This is a genomic window from Pseudoruegeria sp. SK021 (assembly GCF_002119405.1).
GTDB lineage: Bacteria > Pseudomonadota > Alphaproteobacteria > Rhodobacterales > Rhodobacteraceae > Meridianimarinicoccus.
Map to the genome: position 1 here is coordinate 14,094 of NZ_MTBG01000005.1, position 16,065 is coordinate 30,158.

15 protein-coding genes are annotated in these 16,065 nt (G+C 60.6%); 5 read left to right on the forward strand and 10 right to left on the reverse strand.

What is annotated here, in order from left to right:
* Positions 1 to 6 precede the first annotated feature (6 nt).
* The 10 genes from BV911_RS05160 to BV911_RS05205 form a co-directional block, all read right to left on the reverse strand.
* Positions 7 to 1,014 carry a sugar ABC transporter substrate-binding protein gene (locus BV911_RS05160; RefSeq protein ID WP_240512152.1) on the reverse strand — a complete coding sequence of 336 codons (1,008 nt, stop codon included), beginning with the start codon at positions 1,012 to 1,014 and terminating at the stop codon, positions 7 to 9.
* Positions 1,015 to 1,243: 229 nt separating this feature from the next.
* The gene (locus BV911_RS05165; RefSeq protein WP_086052531.1) at positions 1,244 to 1,990 is read right to left on the reverse strand and encodes a FadR/GntR family transcriptional regulator; all 747 of its coding nucleotides are present in this window, start codon (positions 1,988 to 1,990) and stop codon (positions 1,244 to 1,246) included.
* Between the two features lie 171 nt (positions 1,991 to 2,161).
* Positions 2,162 to 2,908 (reverse strand): SDR family NAD(P)-dependent oxidoreductase, encoded by a 747-nt coding sequence (locus BV911_RS05170; RefSeq protein ID WP_086052532.1) that lies wholly within the window; start codon positions 2,906 to 2,908, stop codon positions 2,162 to 2,164.
* The gene (locus BV911_RS05175) at positions 2,899 to 4,578 is read right to left on the reverse strand and encodes an SMP-30/gluconolactonase/LRE family protein (protein ID WP_086052533.1); all 1,680 of its coding nucleotides are present in this window, start codon (positions 4,576 to 4,578) and stop codon (positions 2,899 to 2,901) included. Before BV911_RS05175 ends, BV911_RS05170 begins: the two co-directional genes overlap by 10 nt.
* A gap of 5 nt (positions 4,579 to 4,583) precedes the next feature.
* The gene (locus BV911_RS05180; protein WP_086052534.1) at positions 4,584 to 5,708 is read right to left on the reverse strand and encodes an ABC transporter ATP-binding protein; all 1,125 of its coding nucleotides are present in this window, start codon (positions 5,706 to 5,708) and stop codon (positions 4,584 to 4,586) included.
* A 12-nt stretch (positions 5,709 to 5,720) separates the two neighbouring features.
* Complete coding sequence (locus BV911_RS05185) at positions 5,721 to 6,551, reverse strand: carbohydrate ABC transporter permease (RefSeq protein ID WP_086052535.1); 831 nt, start codon at positions 6,549 to 6,551, stop codon at positions 5,721 to 5,723.
* An 11-nt stretch (positions 6,552 to 6,562) separates the two neighbouring features.
* On the reverse strand, positions 6,563 to 7,507 hold the full coding sequence (locus BV911_RS05190) for a carbohydrate ABC transporter permease (protein WP_240512153.1): 945 nt from the start codon (positions 7,505 to 7,507) through the stop codon (positions 6,563 to 6,565).
* A gap of 67 nt (positions 7,508 to 7,574) precedes the next feature.
* Positions 7,575 to 8,837: a sugar ABC transporter substrate-binding protein gene (locus BV911_RS05195; protein ID WP_086052537.1), complete on the reverse strand. Its 1,263-nt coding sequence runs from the start codon at positions 8,835 to 8,837 to the stop codon at positions 7,575 to 7,577.
* A 24-nt stretch (positions 8,838 to 8,861) separates the two neighbouring features.
* Positions 8,862 to 10,031: a mandelate racemase/muconate lactonizing enzyme family protein gene (locus BV911_RS05200; protein ID WP_086052644.1), complete on the reverse strand. Its 1,170-nt coding sequence runs from the start codon at positions 10,029 to 10,031 to the stop codon at positions 8,862 to 8,864.
* Positions 10,024 to 10,920, reverse strand: coding sequence for a dihydrodipicolinate synthase family protein (locus tag BV911_RS05205; RefSeq protein ID WP_086052538.1), 897 nt, complete (start codon positions 10,918 to 10,920; stop codon positions 10,024 to 10,026). Before BV911_RS05205 ends, BV911_RS05200 begins: the two co-directional genes overlap by 8 nt.
* 83 nt (positions 10,921 to 11,003) lie before the next feature.
* Here BV911_RS05205 and BV911_RS05210 point away from each other — a divergent pair, with 83 nt between their 5' ends.
* From BV911_RS05210 to BV911_RS05230, 5 genes are read left to right on the forward strand one after another with little or no spacing between them, the layout of a single operon-like run.
* The gene (locus tag BV911_RS05210; RefSeq protein WP_205963800.1) at positions 11,004 to 11,933 is read left to right on the forward strand and encodes a 2-dehydro-3-deoxygalactonokinase; all 930 of its coding nucleotides are present in this window, start codon (positions 11,004 to 11,006) and stop codon (positions 11,931 to 11,933) included.
* Entirely contained in the window at positions 11,930 to 12,304 is a 375-nt protein-coding gene (locus BV911_RS05215; protein ID WP_086052540.1) for a VOC family protein, read from the forward strand. The genes BV911_RS05210 and BV911_RS05215 overlap by 4 nt, the downstream gene beginning before the upstream one ends.
* Complete coding sequence (locus tag BV911_RS05220) at positions 12,301 to 13,737, forward strand: sulfatase-like hydrolase/transferase (protein ID WP_086052541.1); 1,437 nt, start codon at positions 12,301 to 12,303, stop codon at positions 13,735 to 13,737. The genes BV911_RS05215 and BV911_RS05220 overlap by 4 nt, the downstream gene beginning before the upstream one ends.
* Complete coding sequence (locus BV911_RS05225) at positions 13,734 to 14,597, forward strand: DMT family transporter (RefSeq protein WP_168183986.1); 864 nt, start codon at positions 13,734 to 13,736, stop codon at positions 14,595 to 14,597. The genes BV911_RS05220 and BV911_RS05225 overlap by 4 nt, the downstream gene beginning before the upstream one ends.
* Positions 14,594 to 16,039, forward strand: coding sequence for a sulfatase (locus BV911_RS05230; RefSeq protein WP_086052543.1), 1,446 nt, complete (start codon positions 14,594 to 14,596; stop codon positions 16,037 to 16,039). Before BV911_RS05225 ends, BV911_RS05230 begins: the two co-directional genes overlap by 4 nt.
* Positions 16,040 to 16,065 lie beyond the last annotated feature (26 nt).

Here is a 16,065-nt window from a genome sequence, read left to right on the forward strand (position 1 = left end):
TTGTGATTACTGGCAGAAGTCAGTTGCGGCAGCGTCGCCTTGGCAAATCATGTCTTTGGTGATCGACGGATCGTTCTCCACGACATAGGCAACCCCGTCGGCACCGACGGCAGAATAGCTGTCAACCGGCACAAAGGCGACATCGGCACCGACGCCGTTCTGCACCACCTCGGTCGCCAGATCGGCCGTGTCCTCACCGGACAGCAACCGCACCGTGACCTCGGCCGCCGCCGCCGCCATTTCATGCAGCGGACGCCAGCCACACTGGGTCTGCTTGCCCAGAAGCATCAATTGCTGGGCTTGCACGGTACAATCCAGCCCCGAGACCGGCACCGTACCCGCCATACCCTGCTCTTCCATGGCCTCAATGGCTGCGCCGGCATTGCCGTCATTGGACGACACCACCCCTTGCACATCGTTGCCAAGTTGCGTCAGCGCCTGGTCCATCGAACGACGGGCAATGGCGGGATCCCAACCGGGGGTCCAATTCTCGTAGCCCATCTTCCGCGCGCCAGAATCGAACAGCGGCTGCAGGACCGAGACTTGCCCGGCAGCAATCACCGCTGCATTCGGATCGGTGGGCGATCCTTTCAGCAGAACCAGCGTATCGCCCTCTTGGGTGTTGTCGACCACGTGCTGGGCCTGAGCCGCACCGGTGGCGAACATATCGGCCTGCACCCAAAACTTGGTGTTGGGCGAATTGATCATCCGGTCATAAGCAATGGTCGGCACGCCCTCTTCGGCGGCGGTGTCGGCGATGATGGCCGAACTTTCGCCGTCGATCGGAATGACCACCAGAACCTTCGCCCCTTGGGTCAGCGCCTGTTCGGCCTGCCGTTGTTGCACCGATGTGTCATTGTTGGCGTTGAAAACCTCGACCGTTATATCCGGCGCAATCTCGGCCATCTTAGCGACAAACGCGGCGGCATCTTGTTGTTCCCAACGCGGATTGACGTTTTCCGGCAGCAAAAGCGCCACCATATCGGCAGCAGAGACTGTGGCTGCTGTGCCCATAAGGGCCGTTGTTGCGACTGAGGTCGCAAGCAGACCTTTCTTAAAGTGAGATAGCATCCTATCCTCCCTGATGATGCTCAGCGCGCCATAGGCACGCTGTCGTCTGGTGGTGCAGCCTCTTGCGAGGCGGGTCATTGGCGGTCACAGGTTTGGTTGAGCTCTGCCTGTGATCGCCGCCACCGTTTCGGTTACCAGTCGAAACGGGGTAATTTCTAAATTCCCGTGAGGTTCAGCGCAGATCGAACCCTTGCACGGCTGCGGACAACCGGCGGGTGGTATCGTCAAGATGCGCCAGCATCTCTCGTTCCGCCGCAACCGGGTCGCGCCGAAGCACCGCCTCCATCACCGCACGGTGAACGGGGATCGAGCTTTCGTTCTCTCGGGGATCCGCATTTGTCAGCTTGATCGACGTCAGCAGCGCGGAAAAGATCACCCCTTCCAGATTGAGCAAAAACTCATTGCCCGCCGCGCGCAGAATAGCCCGGTGAAACAGCGCATCGGCTACGACGAAATCTTCCACCGAAGCCGCCTTTAATTCCATCCGCTGATGGGCTTGCCGGATAGCGTCATGCGCCTCGTCTGACCCGAACTCTGCAGCCCAACTGGCCGCTTTCGGTTCCATCAAGCGGCGCATATCCATGAGTTGACGCAAAAATCCCGGCGACGGGGTCACCGATTGATGCCACGCCAGCACGTCGTCATCCAACAGCATCCAGTGCCGCCGGTTCAGCACCCGCGTACCACTGCCCCGGCGCACCTCGATCAGACCCTTGCCGACCAACAGCTTGATGGCTTCACGGATCACCGACTTACTGACACTGAATTTCTCGGCCAGTTTGGTCTCATCGTCGATGAGGCTGCCTTCGGCTTGGGTTCCTGAAACGATCCGGCGCCCCAACTCACGGCAAACCTGCGCCGAAAGCCCGGGCGTCAGTGGTTTCGCTTGTTTGAGGTCATAATAAAGAAGCTCTGTCATGCAGAACTTAAAACATCAGATGTTTCGATAGTCCAGATGTTTTTGCATGAACGCAGCCCGAGACACACCAACGGCTCTGACGTCCGCGCAATCGCGTCGATCGTTCAAAGCCAATTCTGCGCGATGAGCGGTGGGACAGGTTGTCAGGACAGGGACCCGGGGGTCCCCCGCCTAGACCACGCCGCCGTCAATGATCAAAGTCTGCCCGGTCACTGTGCTTGCCGCCGATGAGGACAACCAGACTGCGGCCCCTGCAATGTCTTTTGGGGTGATCAGTTTCGGCACACACTGGAGCGTTTTTGTCTCAGCCTCCCACGCCTCAGTTGTGGTTTCCGCGACGCGTTCCGTCATAACTCGGCCCGGAGCGATCGCATTGACGGTAATCCCGGCCCCGCCCAGATCGCGGGCCAGACCCCGGGTCAGGCCGATAATCCCCGCCTTGGCCGTATGATAAGCCGCCAAGTTTCCGGCCAGTTTCATCCAAGCCGAGGACGACATGTTGACGATGGCGGCATGGTCGTCGCTCAGGTCCATCTCGGGCGCAACCAATTGCGAAACCAGCATCTGATGATCCAGATTGACGGTCAGCATCCAATGCCAGTCTTCGGCGGTGGTCTGCAGAAACGGAATGCGGCGGTCGACACCGGCGTTGTTGATCAGACAGCGGACTTTCCCGCGGGCGCGCAGGGCAGCCGTCACCGTCGCCCGCAACGCGTCAGGGTTGGTCAAATCGCAGGGCATCGCGGTGATGTGTTCGGACCGGGCCGCCGTTTGCAACAGCCCGTCTTGATTGATGTCGATTGCACTGACCCGCGCCCCCTGCGCGGCCAGCGCGACAGCAATGGCCCGGCCAATGCCCGCGCCAGCCCCGGTCACGATGGCGTGGCGGTCTTTGAAATCGTCGTAAATCACGCCCATGATCGGACCTCATTGGTTGGCAATCCGGGAACATCGACCTCAATCGCGAACAGCCCGCCCGACAGCGGCGCGTCTTCTAGCACAGAGGCGGGCAACCGGATGGAGGCACTGGTGATATAGAGGGTTTTCAACTCTGCCCCGCCGAGACAACAGCTTGTCGGGCGCGGCACCGGCATGTCGATGGTTCGGATCAATTCGCCTGAGGGCGCATAGCACCCAACCCGCCAGCCATCCCAGAACGCGATCCACAGATTGCCAGCGCTATCGACGCACAACCCATCTGGCTTTCCGTCTTTCGGATCAAAGGACAGAAACACTTCACGGTTCGAGACCGCCCCGGCCTCTGGGTCGAAATCATAGACAAAAACCGTGCCCAAGGCGCTGTCCACGAAATAGAAGCGGGTGTCATCGCCGTTCCAGCCCAGCCCGTTCGAAACCTGAAACCCGCCATCCACCGCCCGGGCGGCCCGGATCTGGTCAAAGCAATACAGCGATCCCGACGGCATTGAGGCATCAAGGCTCATTGATCCGGCCCAGATCCGACCCCGACTGTCGACTTTGGCATCGTTGAAGCGATTGTTGCTAAGGTGGGCTTCGGGATCGTACAGCGGACTGAAGGTCCGGGTCTTTGGATCATAGGCTTCGATGCCGTTCTGCGTGATGCCGATGGTGCGCCCGCCTGCCGCAGGAAGCACCGCACTGACGAGGTAGGGGGCCGGATCCATCCGATCCTCGCCGGTATCGGGATCATAGGCATGCATCGCGGGGGCCGCGACATCGACCCAACGCAGCAAATTGGCGGCGCTGTCCCAGACCGGGCCTTCGCCAACGATCGCCCCAGCCGGGGCGACACATTGCAGGGTTTCTTCCACATGGCGACTGGGACGCGGGTTTGGCGTAATACTCACCGAGGCACTTCCTATATTTCCCATGATCCGGCGGGCGGCCTCCATCAGATCGCGGCCGATCACATGGCGACGTTCCAGCGGGATCCGGTCGGCCAGCGCGGTGACAACAATCGCACCATTGCCCATATCCGGCGGGCCGATAATTGGCACCGCGATCACCACAACACCTTCGATGGTTTGAGACGGCGCGATCGTATAGCCGCGCGCCCGGCTGATGGCGAAATCGGCCAACAACCGGGTCTGATGCTCGCGCGGCAGCGATGCCAGCACACGGTTAACCCGATGCGGCGGCATCGCGGCCAAAACCGCCTGCCCCGAGGCGCTTTCGATCACCGGCAAGGATTTCCCGATCTCGATGCCGACGGTCAGCGGGTTCGACGAGCGGCGGACATCCACATAGATGGTGCGATCCTGTTCCAGCATCGTCAGGCTGACGGTTTCGTTCGTTTGCGCCGCCAGCCGGGTCAGTTCGCTTTGCGCCGCACTGCGCAGATCGATGGTCGCAAGCGAACTGCCGCCAAGTTCGATCAACCGTTGCCCAAGCCCATATGTTTTCAGCCGGGTATCATGGCGGACATAATGGAACTCAACCAACGCGCCGAGCAAGCGGTACAGCGTCGCCTTGGGCAGCTGGGTATGGCGCAGCAATTCTGCCGACGTGCTTGGCTGACCGGAATCTGCCAGATACTCCAGAATTTGGATGCCTTTGACCAGCGTTCCCGCCCCAGGAAAGCGTTTCGCGATGTCATCAAACTTGTTCAACCGATTTATCCAATTGCCGCATGCGTTGCAGGATCAAATACATGAATCTTGTCTTGCGGGAACAGCAGCGACACACTTTGGCCTTCCTGATAGATGTGATCGTCGATGACCCGGATCAGCATGGACTGCACATCGCGGTCTTGATCGTCAGGCCCGAAATCGGCTTCGGTATTGGTCAGGCTTTGGCCCTTTGGGATCTGAAAGTGCAGAATTTTCTCGGTCCCGAGGCTTTCGACAAGGCGCAGACCTACATTGATCGGACTGGTGGTCAGTTGGATATGCTCGGGCCGAATGCCGAACACTGCATCCGTTCCTGCCAGCGCTGCAGTGGCGGCAGGCAGGCGCACCAAATGACCGCCAAACCGGGTGACCGGCTGGCCTGCGTCCAGTTCCACCGGACCGCGAAAGAAATTCATCCCCGGTGAGCCGATAAACCCGGCCACGAAGATGTTGCGCGGATGGGTGAACAATTCATGGGATGTGCCGATTTGCTGGATCATGCCATCGCGCATCACGACGATCTTGCTCGCCATGGTCAGGGCCTCAGTCTGGTCGTGGGTGACGTAGATCGTGGTCACCCCCAGCCGCTTTTGCAGGTTCACAATCTCGGCCCGGGTCTGCACCCGCAGCTTCGCATCGAGGTTGGACAACGGCTCGTCCATCAGGAAGGCACTCGGCTCGCGCACGATCGCCCGCCCCAGTGCCACCCGCTGACGCTGACCGCCGGACAAGGCTTTCGGTTTGCGGTCAAGATAGTTGGTCAGTTCCAGAATCTTCGCCGCGTCTTCGACCTTGGCGTTGATTTCATTTCCCGGCATGCCGCGCATCTTCAGCCCGAAGCCGATATTTTTACGCACCGTCATATGCGGGTAAAGCGCGTAGTTTTGGAACACCATCGCGATGTCGCGATTGCCCGGCCCCAGTTCGGTCACGTCACGGCCACCGATCTGGATTGTGCCGGATGTGGTGGCCTCCAGACCCGCCAGCATTTTCAGCGCGGTGGATTTGCCGCAACCCGACGGCCCGACAAAGACACAGAAATCGCCATCATCCACCGACAGATTGAAATCGCGGATCGCCTCGACACTGCCATAGGATTTCTTGATATGGTTGAATTCAACAGTTGCCATAGGATGGCTCCTTTACTTTTCGGCGCCTGACGCGAGGCCGCCAACGAGGAAACGTTCAAGCACGAGAAAGACCAGCAGGATCGGAATGGATGCCATTAACGAGGCCGCCATGATTACGTTCCAGTCGGTGATATATTCCCCTTTCAAGGCCGCGATGCCCATGTTCAGGGTCCATTGCGATTCCGAGGTTTGCAGGAAGGTCCGGGCAAACAGGAAGTCGGACCAACTGATCACGAAGGCATAGAGCGCCGTTGCCGCCAGCCCCGGCGCCGCGACCGGAAGCACGATGCGAAAGATCGTGGCAAAGGGCGAACAGCCGTCGACTAGGGCTGCGTGCTCCAACTCTTCGGGGATGGTGTCGAAATAGCCTTTTAGCATCCACGTGCAGAAGGGCACGATCAGGGTGGATTGGGTGATGACCACCGACCATAGCGATCCGACCAGCCCCATCTGCTTGAAAATCGCGAAAAACGGGATCACCAACAGCGTTGCTGGCAGCATTTTGGACGTCAGGATGAACATCCCGATGGTCGCCCCGCCCCGCAACCGATAGCGGGACAAGGCATAGGCGGCCAAGATTGACACCGACAGGGCCAAGATCATGGTGGCGACCGCAATCAGGATGGTATTCTTCAGCCAAAGCGCAAATGGCTGGGTCGCCAGCAACTCGCTGAACACCCCCCATTGTGGTTCTTCAGGGAAGAACACCGGCGGGAAGCTGCGCAATTGGTTGGCAGGTGACAACGCGGTGATGGTCATCCAATAGATCGGAAACAGCAGCAGCACGACGGTGACGATGACGGCGGTATAGATGCCGATCTGACCAAGTTTGGATCGTTGCATGATGGTCCCTCCTAATGCGACTTGCTGGCAAAACGGCTGACCAAGGCCCGGCTGATAAAGGCGCAGATCAGCATGGTCACAACACCAACCGCCGCGCCTTGCCCCATACGGAAGTACGAGAACGACTGCTCAAAGGTCATAATGGAAAGCGTGGTCGTCGCCCCAAGAGGCCCGCCACCGGTTAGCACGTGAATGATCGCAAAGTCGCGGAACACCCACAGCGTCGTCATGATCAGGGTCACACCCATCACCGGGGCAAGATTGGGCACGGTCACATACCAGAACCGCTGCCAGACGCTGGCGCCATCCACTTTAGCGGCCTGATACTGTTCTTCCGGAATGGATTGCAGTCCGGCCAGCAGCATGATCGTCATCAGCGGATAGCCTTTCCAGATCATGACAACGCAAACCGCGAAAAAGGCTGCGGTGGAATTTTGCGAAAACTGGATTGCCTCACTGATGATCCCAAGGCGCAGCAAGGCCCAATTGACCACACCGAACGAGCTGTCCAGCATCCACGCCCAAATCACTGTGGCCACGACCTCTGGCACAGCCCAAGGCAGCGCCACGAACAGCCGGGCCAGCGCGCGACCTTTGAATTTTTGATTGACAAGAAGGGCTGTGGCCAGCCCGATCACCAGGGCGGTGCCGCCAACGAACACGACCATCTTGGCGGTCACCCAGCAGGCGCGCCAGAATTCGTGTGAGGCAAACAGCCAGCGGTAGTTGTCCAATGTCCAGGGCTTGTCGCTGGCGCCAACGCGGGCGATGCGAACGTCCTGAAAGCTGATATCGACCGACAACAAAATCGGATAAACGATGATCAGCGCCATCAGGATGACGGCAGGCGCGAGCAGCAAATACCCAAACTTCTTGCGGTGTCTGGGCGCGCTAAAGTCGATCATCCGTGGCCCCTTAGGCTTCGTGAGAATGGTGGTTTCAGTGAGATGGGTCATTTCGTGTCCTCAGACGCACTGGGGTCGGGTGATCGATGTTTGGACCACCCGACCCCGAAGCGCAGCCTTACTTCAGCGCCAGCACCCGGTCTTGCATCCGCTGACCAGCCTCGGCCGGTTCCAGATCTTCGATCAGCATCCGCTGGGTTTCTTCCAGTACGATCTTCGAGACCTCTGCGAATTCAATCTCCAGACCTTTGGGCAGACGGTCGATCCCGGCTGCGGCCGCATCGGTATTGGCGGCATCAAACAGGGCAAAGTAGGGATCCTTGGCAATTTCCTCGGAGTAATCCAGCCCGGGCCGCGGCGCCGGCGACGAGCCAAGCGTTGCGAACCGCTGCTGGAATTGTTCAGAGGTGGCCAGTTCGATGAATTCCCATACCAACTGCTTCTTATCATCCGACAGATCGCTGGGCATCCCAAGCACGTTCGAGGTGCCACCAACCGGCGGTGAGAACGGGGTCTTGGCCAGTTTCAGGTCGGGGCGGATGTCGTCGGACGCACCTTTGACGATGTTATAGACCCAAGGCCCATCCACGGTCATGCCCACACGGCCTTCGATGAACAGTTGCCGCACATCGCCCGAGCCCAGTTCTGGCGGGCTGAGTTTCTCAACAAAGATGGTCTTGAAACGGGAGATCCCTTCGATGGTTTCAGGGGAATTGAACGTCGGCTCCCCGTCCACGGTCCAGGCGCCGCCTGCGTCCAGTACAAAGTTCAACATCGAATGCATAACTGAACCCGCACCCTTGGTCGGCAGACCGATCCCGTATTGATCGATCAGCCCGTCGCCGTCGGTGTCTTTGGTGATGGCGCGCGCTGCGGTCAGGAACTCGTCCCACGTGGCGGGGGCGGCATCGATCCCGGCATCGGCCAGCATCTGCTCATTAAAGGACATGATATAGCCGGTATAAAGCAGCATGATGCAATAGGTGCTGCCGTCCCATTCGCAGGTGCCCTGCCCGGCCCAACCGGTCAGATCAAGCTCAGAGTTTTCAATCCACGCGTCCAACGGCTCCAGCCAGCCTTCATCGGCAAATGGCTGATATTCAAAGGCGGCCAGATGAACGATATCGGGCGGCGACCCACCGGCAAACATGGTAAACATCGCATTGGCATAGTCGTCACGGGCCACGCGGGTCATTTCAATGTCGACCCCATCATGGGTGGCCTCATATTCCGCGATAATTTCGTTCCACCAATCGCCATAGCCCGGCTCGTCTTTCATCCAGCTGACAAAGACCAGCGTCTCAGACACCGCAGGCAGCGCTGTCAGGGCAGTGCTGATGGCAAACGCCCCCATCACCGTAATCTTAGAAAGATGTGTCATGGTTCCTCCTCCAAGGTATCAAGTTCAAAGCATGATTTCGGTCAGATGCGCCAGGCCGTCTGCGTTCGGCTCCACCCCGTGGCCCGGCGTATCGGGAATGTGGAACGCCCCCGCCGTGCAGGATGCAGGCCCGTCCAGAAGTTCGGCGTTCCGGTCGTAGATGGTGTGCTGGTATTCGTGGCTTTCGGCCCCGACGGCAAAGCCCGCCCGCAGGCTGGCCGACATGAATATGCCCAAGCCAATGGTGGCGTGCGGAATAACCCGGCTGCTGATTTCACCCGCGCGGCGGGCAATGCGCATGAACTGGGTAATCCCGGTATGGCCCATTTCGGGTTGGACAATGGAACAGGCCCCGGCGCGCGGGATATAGTCCCATTCGGTGCGCCATTCCTCGCCAAGTGCGAGCGGTGCGGTGATGCCCCGGCCCACATCGATCTGGGCCGCGATGTCCTCGGGCTTGACCGGCGCCTCAAGGAACCACGGCGCAAAGGGCGCAAGATCCCGGTCTAATTGCAACGTCTCCGCCACATCCTTGGTCCAGTGAATATCCAAAGCGATCTTGTGATCCTCGCCCAAGCGGTCCCGCAACGCCTTGAATTCTCCCGGCGCATCGCCGTTGTTGGTGGCACTTAGCGGCAGCTTCACCGCATCAAAGCCCCGCGCCTGCCAGTCGGCCGCCATCTCAACCCGCTCCGCTGTGGTCTTGGGCGGAAGGCCCGACACATAGGCCGGCAGGGTCCCGGCCCCGTCGCGACCCAACGCGGCTTGCAGACTGACCCCGGTGCTACGCGTATGTAAATCCCACAGGGCAATGTCCAATGCGGCCAGCGCATCGGCCAGATATCCGCCCCAATAACCGCGCACCCGCTGCAAATCATACAGCGCATCCCACGCGGTGTCGGGCATGCCGGGCGCCAATGTCTTCAGATAGGGACCAAGCAGATCATCGATGATCGCCGCCACGGCCTTTGGCGCCACCAAGCCATAGGTTTCGCCCCAGCCGACCGCGCCATCCGTATCCGTCAGCTTGACCACAAGAGACCGATCCCGGGTCGGATAGACCGTGCCGTTGAACCGGCGCACGATATGATGGGCGTTCAAAGCAAATTCTGCGTCGCCCTGATTGCCCAGATAGGCCTCTTCGCGGTCGCGTTCGAAGACGAAGACCTGAATGCGGTCGATGGCCTTATGCATCGGACAGATCCCGCGCCATCGCCCGCTCATACAACTCAATGGACCAACGCTTTAGCGCGTCATCCATTTCCGGCAATGGCTCACGCACCGCATCGCAGTCAATCAAGCCGCGATGCTTGAGGATCAGCTTGGTCAGGCGCATGCGATAGGGCGCTTGGATCAGCAACAGGGGCAGCGACCGCTCGTAAAGCGCGATCGCATCGTCGCGCCGCCCCTCCTTATAGGCTGCCATCAGCGCCACATGCAGATCGAGCAATTCAATGGCGGGCATGGTGGCCACCGCGCCGCGATCCAATTCCTCCAGCAGGTACCGCGCCCCGCCGCCACCGATCACCGCATCCAGATCCGGGCCGCAGGCTTCCACCAATTCGCTGACCTTGGGCCCCGAGGGGATCCCCTCTTCCTTCACATACCGGATGGACGGGACGCTCTGCGCCAGCCCCACCATCTCGGCGGCGCTTAGATCGGCGCCGCGCGGGGCAAACAGGTTCTGCAAAATAATCGGCAGCCCGCCGGTCGCATCGGCCAGCCGGTGGAACCAACCGGTCAAATCATCTCGCATTGCCGGCACCGCCATGGCCATGATCGCCTGCGCACCCTGTCTGGTCACCCCGGCAGCCAAAGCCACCATTTCCTCAGGATCGGCCGAGTTCACCCCGGCAATCACCGGCACATGGCCTGCGGCGGTGTCCACAACCACGTCAAGGCAGGCGGCACGCTCTTGCGCGGTCAGATGCACATCCTCGCTGGCGACGCCGGGATAGACCAGCGCCGCAGCACCGGCCCGAACGGCCTCTTGCGCCACGCGCCGTAAGGAGTCCGCGTCTGGCCGTCCGGATTCGGCAAAGGGTGTGGGCACGATCGGCAGGACGCCTTCCAGCTTATTCATATTCAGTCCCTATATTTGCAACTCGTTTTTCATAGTTGAAACTATTGGCTCAAATGGCTACCGTGTCAATGACCTTTACGGCCATGGGAGCCAAGCTTATGAAAAACCCGGATTTTATTGCGGTCGATTGGGGCAGCACGGCCTTTAGGGCTTGGGCAATGACCCTAGACGGTGCCGTTCTTGAGGCGAAATCAACCGAAGACGGCCTGAAATCGATCACGAATCGTGATTTTGAGGCTGTGATCCGCCGCAGCTGTGGCGACTGGTTGTCGGCAAACCCACAGGTGCCGATTGTGCTGTGTGGCATGGTGGGCTCGCGCACCGGATGGGCCGAGGCGCCCTATGTCGACTGCCCCGTTCTGCCCGCAGGATTGGCGGAGCAAGCCATTCACATGACCATGGACGGCCACAGGCTTGCAATTCTGCCGGGCGCTTGCACCCGCAACGCGCACGGGGATCTTGACGTGATGCGCGGCGAAGAATTGCAGCTTCTGGGTCTGGTCCAGACCGCAGGCCTGTCCGATGCGGTGATCTGCATTCCGGGCACCCATTGCAAATGGGCACGGCTCCACGACGGCGCCTTGGCCGAATTCCGCACCTTTGTGACCGGCGAGTTGTTCCAACTGCTGCGCAACCAAAGCCTGCTGGGCGCCCTCGCCGACGGCGATGCCTATGACGCCGCCGCGTTTCGGCGCGGGGTGACGCGCGGCGCGGATTACCCGCTGTCCCATGCCGTTTTTGCTGCACGGGCCAATACATTGGGCGGGACGCTCACCCCAACCGCGCTGTCATCCTATTTATCGGGCATTCTGATCGGTGCCGAAATTGCCGCCCAAACGATCCCGGACGGGGCCGAGGTCGTGTTGCTGGCCAGCGGGGTTTTGGCTGACCGTTACGCCGCCGCGCTGGAGTTCCGAGGAATTCCCTCCCGTTTGATCGACGCCAAGGACGCCACCCGGGCCGGATTACTGCTGGCCGCGCAGCAGCTTTGGTTTCAGGACGTGCCGGCATGAGCGATCCGATAGAACTCGGGCTGTCCCATGTCGCCTTGCCGACGCGGGACATCGCCCGGTCTGTCACCTTCTACCGGGCGTTCGGCATGGCGCCGAAGTTCTGCAAACGGGATGGTTCTGGGGACATCATCCTTCAGCAACTGTCCTGCGCCGCGGGCTTCGTCGAATTGGTTAAGACGTCCGAAACGGCACCGGCACCGGATGCCCATTTCGGCCTGCACGCGCCCGACCTTGCGCCCGTTCTGGAACACTTGACCAGAGCGGGCATCACCCCCACCACGCCGGTACGTCGCGGCATCTCAGGGGTGGATTTCGTGTTCTTTCGCGACCCGTCCGGCAACTTGGTTGAACTGACGGCCCCCATCAAATGACCCGCAACCTGCTGATCCTGATGTCAGACCAGCATCGCCGCGACTCCCTTGGCTGCGCAGGCCATCCCGTGCTGGACACCCCGGCGCTGGATGGTCTTGCGGCCCGTGGCACCCGTTTTTCCAAAGCCTATTGTAACGCCCCGATCTGCGTGCCGTCCCGCGCCAGCCTTGCCACCGGCCTTCCCATCCACGCCATTCCGGCGTGGGACAATGCCGACCCCTACCATGGGCAGGTGCCCTCATTCATGCACCGCGCCCGCGACAGCGGCGCCGAGGTGACCGCCATCGGCAAGTTGCATTTTCGATCCGCAGCCGACGATAACGGTTTCACCGAAGAAATCTCGACGATGCATGTGGTGAATGGCACCGGCACCTTCACCTCACTGATCCGCGATCCGATGCCCCGCATATCCGCAGCCTCCGATCTTCTGAAAACCGCAGGGGCCGGAGAGACCAGCTATGGCACCTTCGACGACAGGGTGCGCGATCATGCCGTCGCGTGGCTTGGCCAGAGGGGGCCCGATGCGCCGCCGTTCGTGTTGACCGTTTCATTTCTCAATCCGCACCCGCCTTACGTGGCACAAAAAGACCTGTTCGATCACTACATGGCGATGGACCTGCCGCCGCCCTGCCAAGATGCGGTTGCAGCGGCTCCAGACCTGCCGGGCATTGACGGGTTGCGGACCTATTTCGACATTGATCGCGCCGACCTGTCACCGCATCAGATCAAGGTCATTGCCGCCGCCTATTACGCCAATATCACCGCATTGGATCGCCGGATTGCGGCGGTGCTGGCCGCTTTGGAGGCCGCCGGCCTGCACGATGACACCACCGTCCTTTACACCAGCGATCACGGCGAAGCCTTGGGCGATCATGGGCTTTATGGCAAATGCAGCATGTTGGAGCCATCGCTTGGCGTTCCGATGATCCTTGCTGGAGCGGGCATCCCTGAAGGCAAGGTCAGCGAAACGCCGGTGCAACTTCTGGACATCTATCCCACCGTGCTTGACGTGATGCAGGTTGCCCCGGCGGTCGCGGATGCGGACCGCACTGGCACGTCCCTGCGCAAGATCGCCGCCGCCCCCGTGGAGGACCGCATGATCCTTGCGCAGCAACATTGCGCGGGCGTGACATCCGGGACATTCGCCCTCACGGACGGCGATTGGAAATACATCTATGCGCCGGACCAAAGGCCAATGCTGTTCGACCTTTCCGCCGACCCAGCCGAGGCGCGGAACCTGGCGGACCACCCCGACTATGCTGCGGTCTTATCCCATTTCAATGACGCACTGCATCGCCAGCTTGACCCCCGCGCCGTTGACGCCGCCTGCAAACAGTCCCAACACCGCCGCCTTCAAGCGGCGGGCGGGCGGGATGCCATTTTAGGCCGGCCCCTCTCGGCCTATACGCCCGCGCCGGATGCGGCCTCTTGATCCGGCAGATTTCAGCGCGGCCACAGGTATTGGCCCTGATCGCCCTATTCTGCGGCACGCTGTCTGGGGTCTTTTTGAAATGCGTCGTGGATGCCCCGCACGGAGAGACCGTCACCCTGCGCGCCTTGACCGCCTTTTGCTGCCTTGGTGCGGTTGTGGTGATTTGGCCGCGCCGGGGTCAGGTCGGGGTCGGGTGGATTGGCCTGCTGCGCGCGGTGATGGACGCCGTTGCCGGACTGACCTTCGCACTGGCGATCTTCAATCTGCCGCTCAGCCTGTTGGCCAGTATCCTTGCCACCCTGCCGATCGTCTCGGTGACCTTGTCGGCCTTAATTTTATCCGAACCGCTGCGCCCCAGAACGCTGGTCGCCTTGTGTCTGGCCCTTGCCGGCACAGTCCTGATCTTGAAGCCCGGGCTTGGGTTTTCCGCCCTTGGCATCACACTGGCGTTGGTATCGACCCTCACCTTTGCCCTGCGCGATGTGGTCACCCGCCGCTTGCCCGCAGGCCAAGACACCCGCAAGGTGGTCCTACTGGCGCTTGGGCTGGTGACGCTGGCCGCTCTCACGCTTGTGCCCGCAGGCGATTGGATGGTTCCCGACCGGCATGACATCGTGCTGATCCTGCTGAGCGGCGCGTCTTTTCTGTGCTCGACATTGTTTATCGTTCTGGCGCTGCGTCAGGCGCCTGTCAGCAAAATCGCCCCCCTGCGCTATACCAGCGTGTTCTGGGCGCTGATCTTCGATGCGGCGATCTGGGGCTATGTCCCCGGACCCTATGCCTGGTGCGGGATCGTGCTGATCGTGATCGCAGGACTGTTGCAACAAACCCAATCCCCCCAGACCGGAGCGCGGACATGACCCGACAACCCAACATCCTGTTCATCCTTCCCGACCAGTTGCGCCACGATTTTCTGGGCTGTTATGGGGCCGACTTTCTGCAAACACCCACGATTGACGCGCTGGCCGCCAAGGGCACCCGCTATGAAACCGCGATCTCGCCATCGCCGATCTGCGTGCCGGCGCGGGCCTCGATGCTGACAGGCCAACACGCCCATGCCACCGGTGTGATCCATAATCTGGCTTGGTTGCGTCCAGACCGCAAACACATGGGGATCGCCACCTGGCCAGAGCATCTCAGCCAAGCCGGCTACAGGACCGAAGCGGTCGGCAAGATGCATTTTTATCCATGGGACATCGACGAAGGCTTTCAACACCGGATTATTTCCGAAGACAAACGCCACATCCACATTCAGGATGATTATCACGCCGCGCTGGAGGCCGAAGGTTTTCGCAAGGACCATGCCCGGTGCCATGCCGGATATACCGACCAAAAGGGGGCGTCCGTCAATCCGCTGCCCGACCATCTGCAACCGGATCGCTGGGTTGCCTTGCAGGCTGCCAACCGGATCCGGCAGCTTCCGAAAGACCGCCCCTTTGCGATGATGGTGGGCTTTCCCGGCCCGCACTGCCCCTATGACCCGCCGGCCGAGGCGTTGGACCGTATAGACCCAGACCGGATTCCCCCCGCGATCCCTGCGACCGCAGAAAGCCGCACCCATCACGACGACTTCATCGCCGCCTATAAACGGGACTGGGCCGATCTGGATTACAGCGATTTGTCGCCGGCACAGATCAAGAAAATCCGCCACCACTATGCCGCGTTGGTCGAACGGCTGGATGAAGACGTGGCGAGCCTGCTTGACGCGTTGCGCGAGACCGGACAGCTGCAGAATACCATCGTCGTCGTCGCCTCGGACCACGGCGATTATCTGGGCGATTTTGGCCTTGTCGGCAAAGCCTATTTTCATGAGCCATCGATCCGGGTGCCGCTGATTGTCACCGACTTCAGAGCCCCGAACGCGCAGGTCGATCGCACCCCGGTTTCGTTGCTCGATCTATTTCCGAGTTTTCTGGCATGGGCTGGCATTGCCCCGAGTCCCATCGCAGCAGGCATGACGCTGGGCACGGCGGACGAGGCACGGACGATTGTGGGCGTGACCTCACTTGGGACAATGGTCCGCAGCAAAGACTGGAAACTGGTCCGGTATCGCAATGGCACAGAAGCGCTGTTTGATCTGGCCGCGAACCCACAAGAAACCCAGAACCTCATCGGCAACCACGAAGCGGTGCGCGGTCAGCTCGACGCAGCCTTGACCAAGCAGCTTCTCGAAGGTCTGACCCAAGCGAACGCGGACCTGTATGTTGCCGAGGCAAAATCCAGCGTCGGGCACCCGTTCTTTCATCGGTACTGGCGGCGCGAGTATCCAAGCCCAATTGGTCGCGACGCAAGGACGCGATAGTCGACACTGGCCGCCGCGCCCCCGAA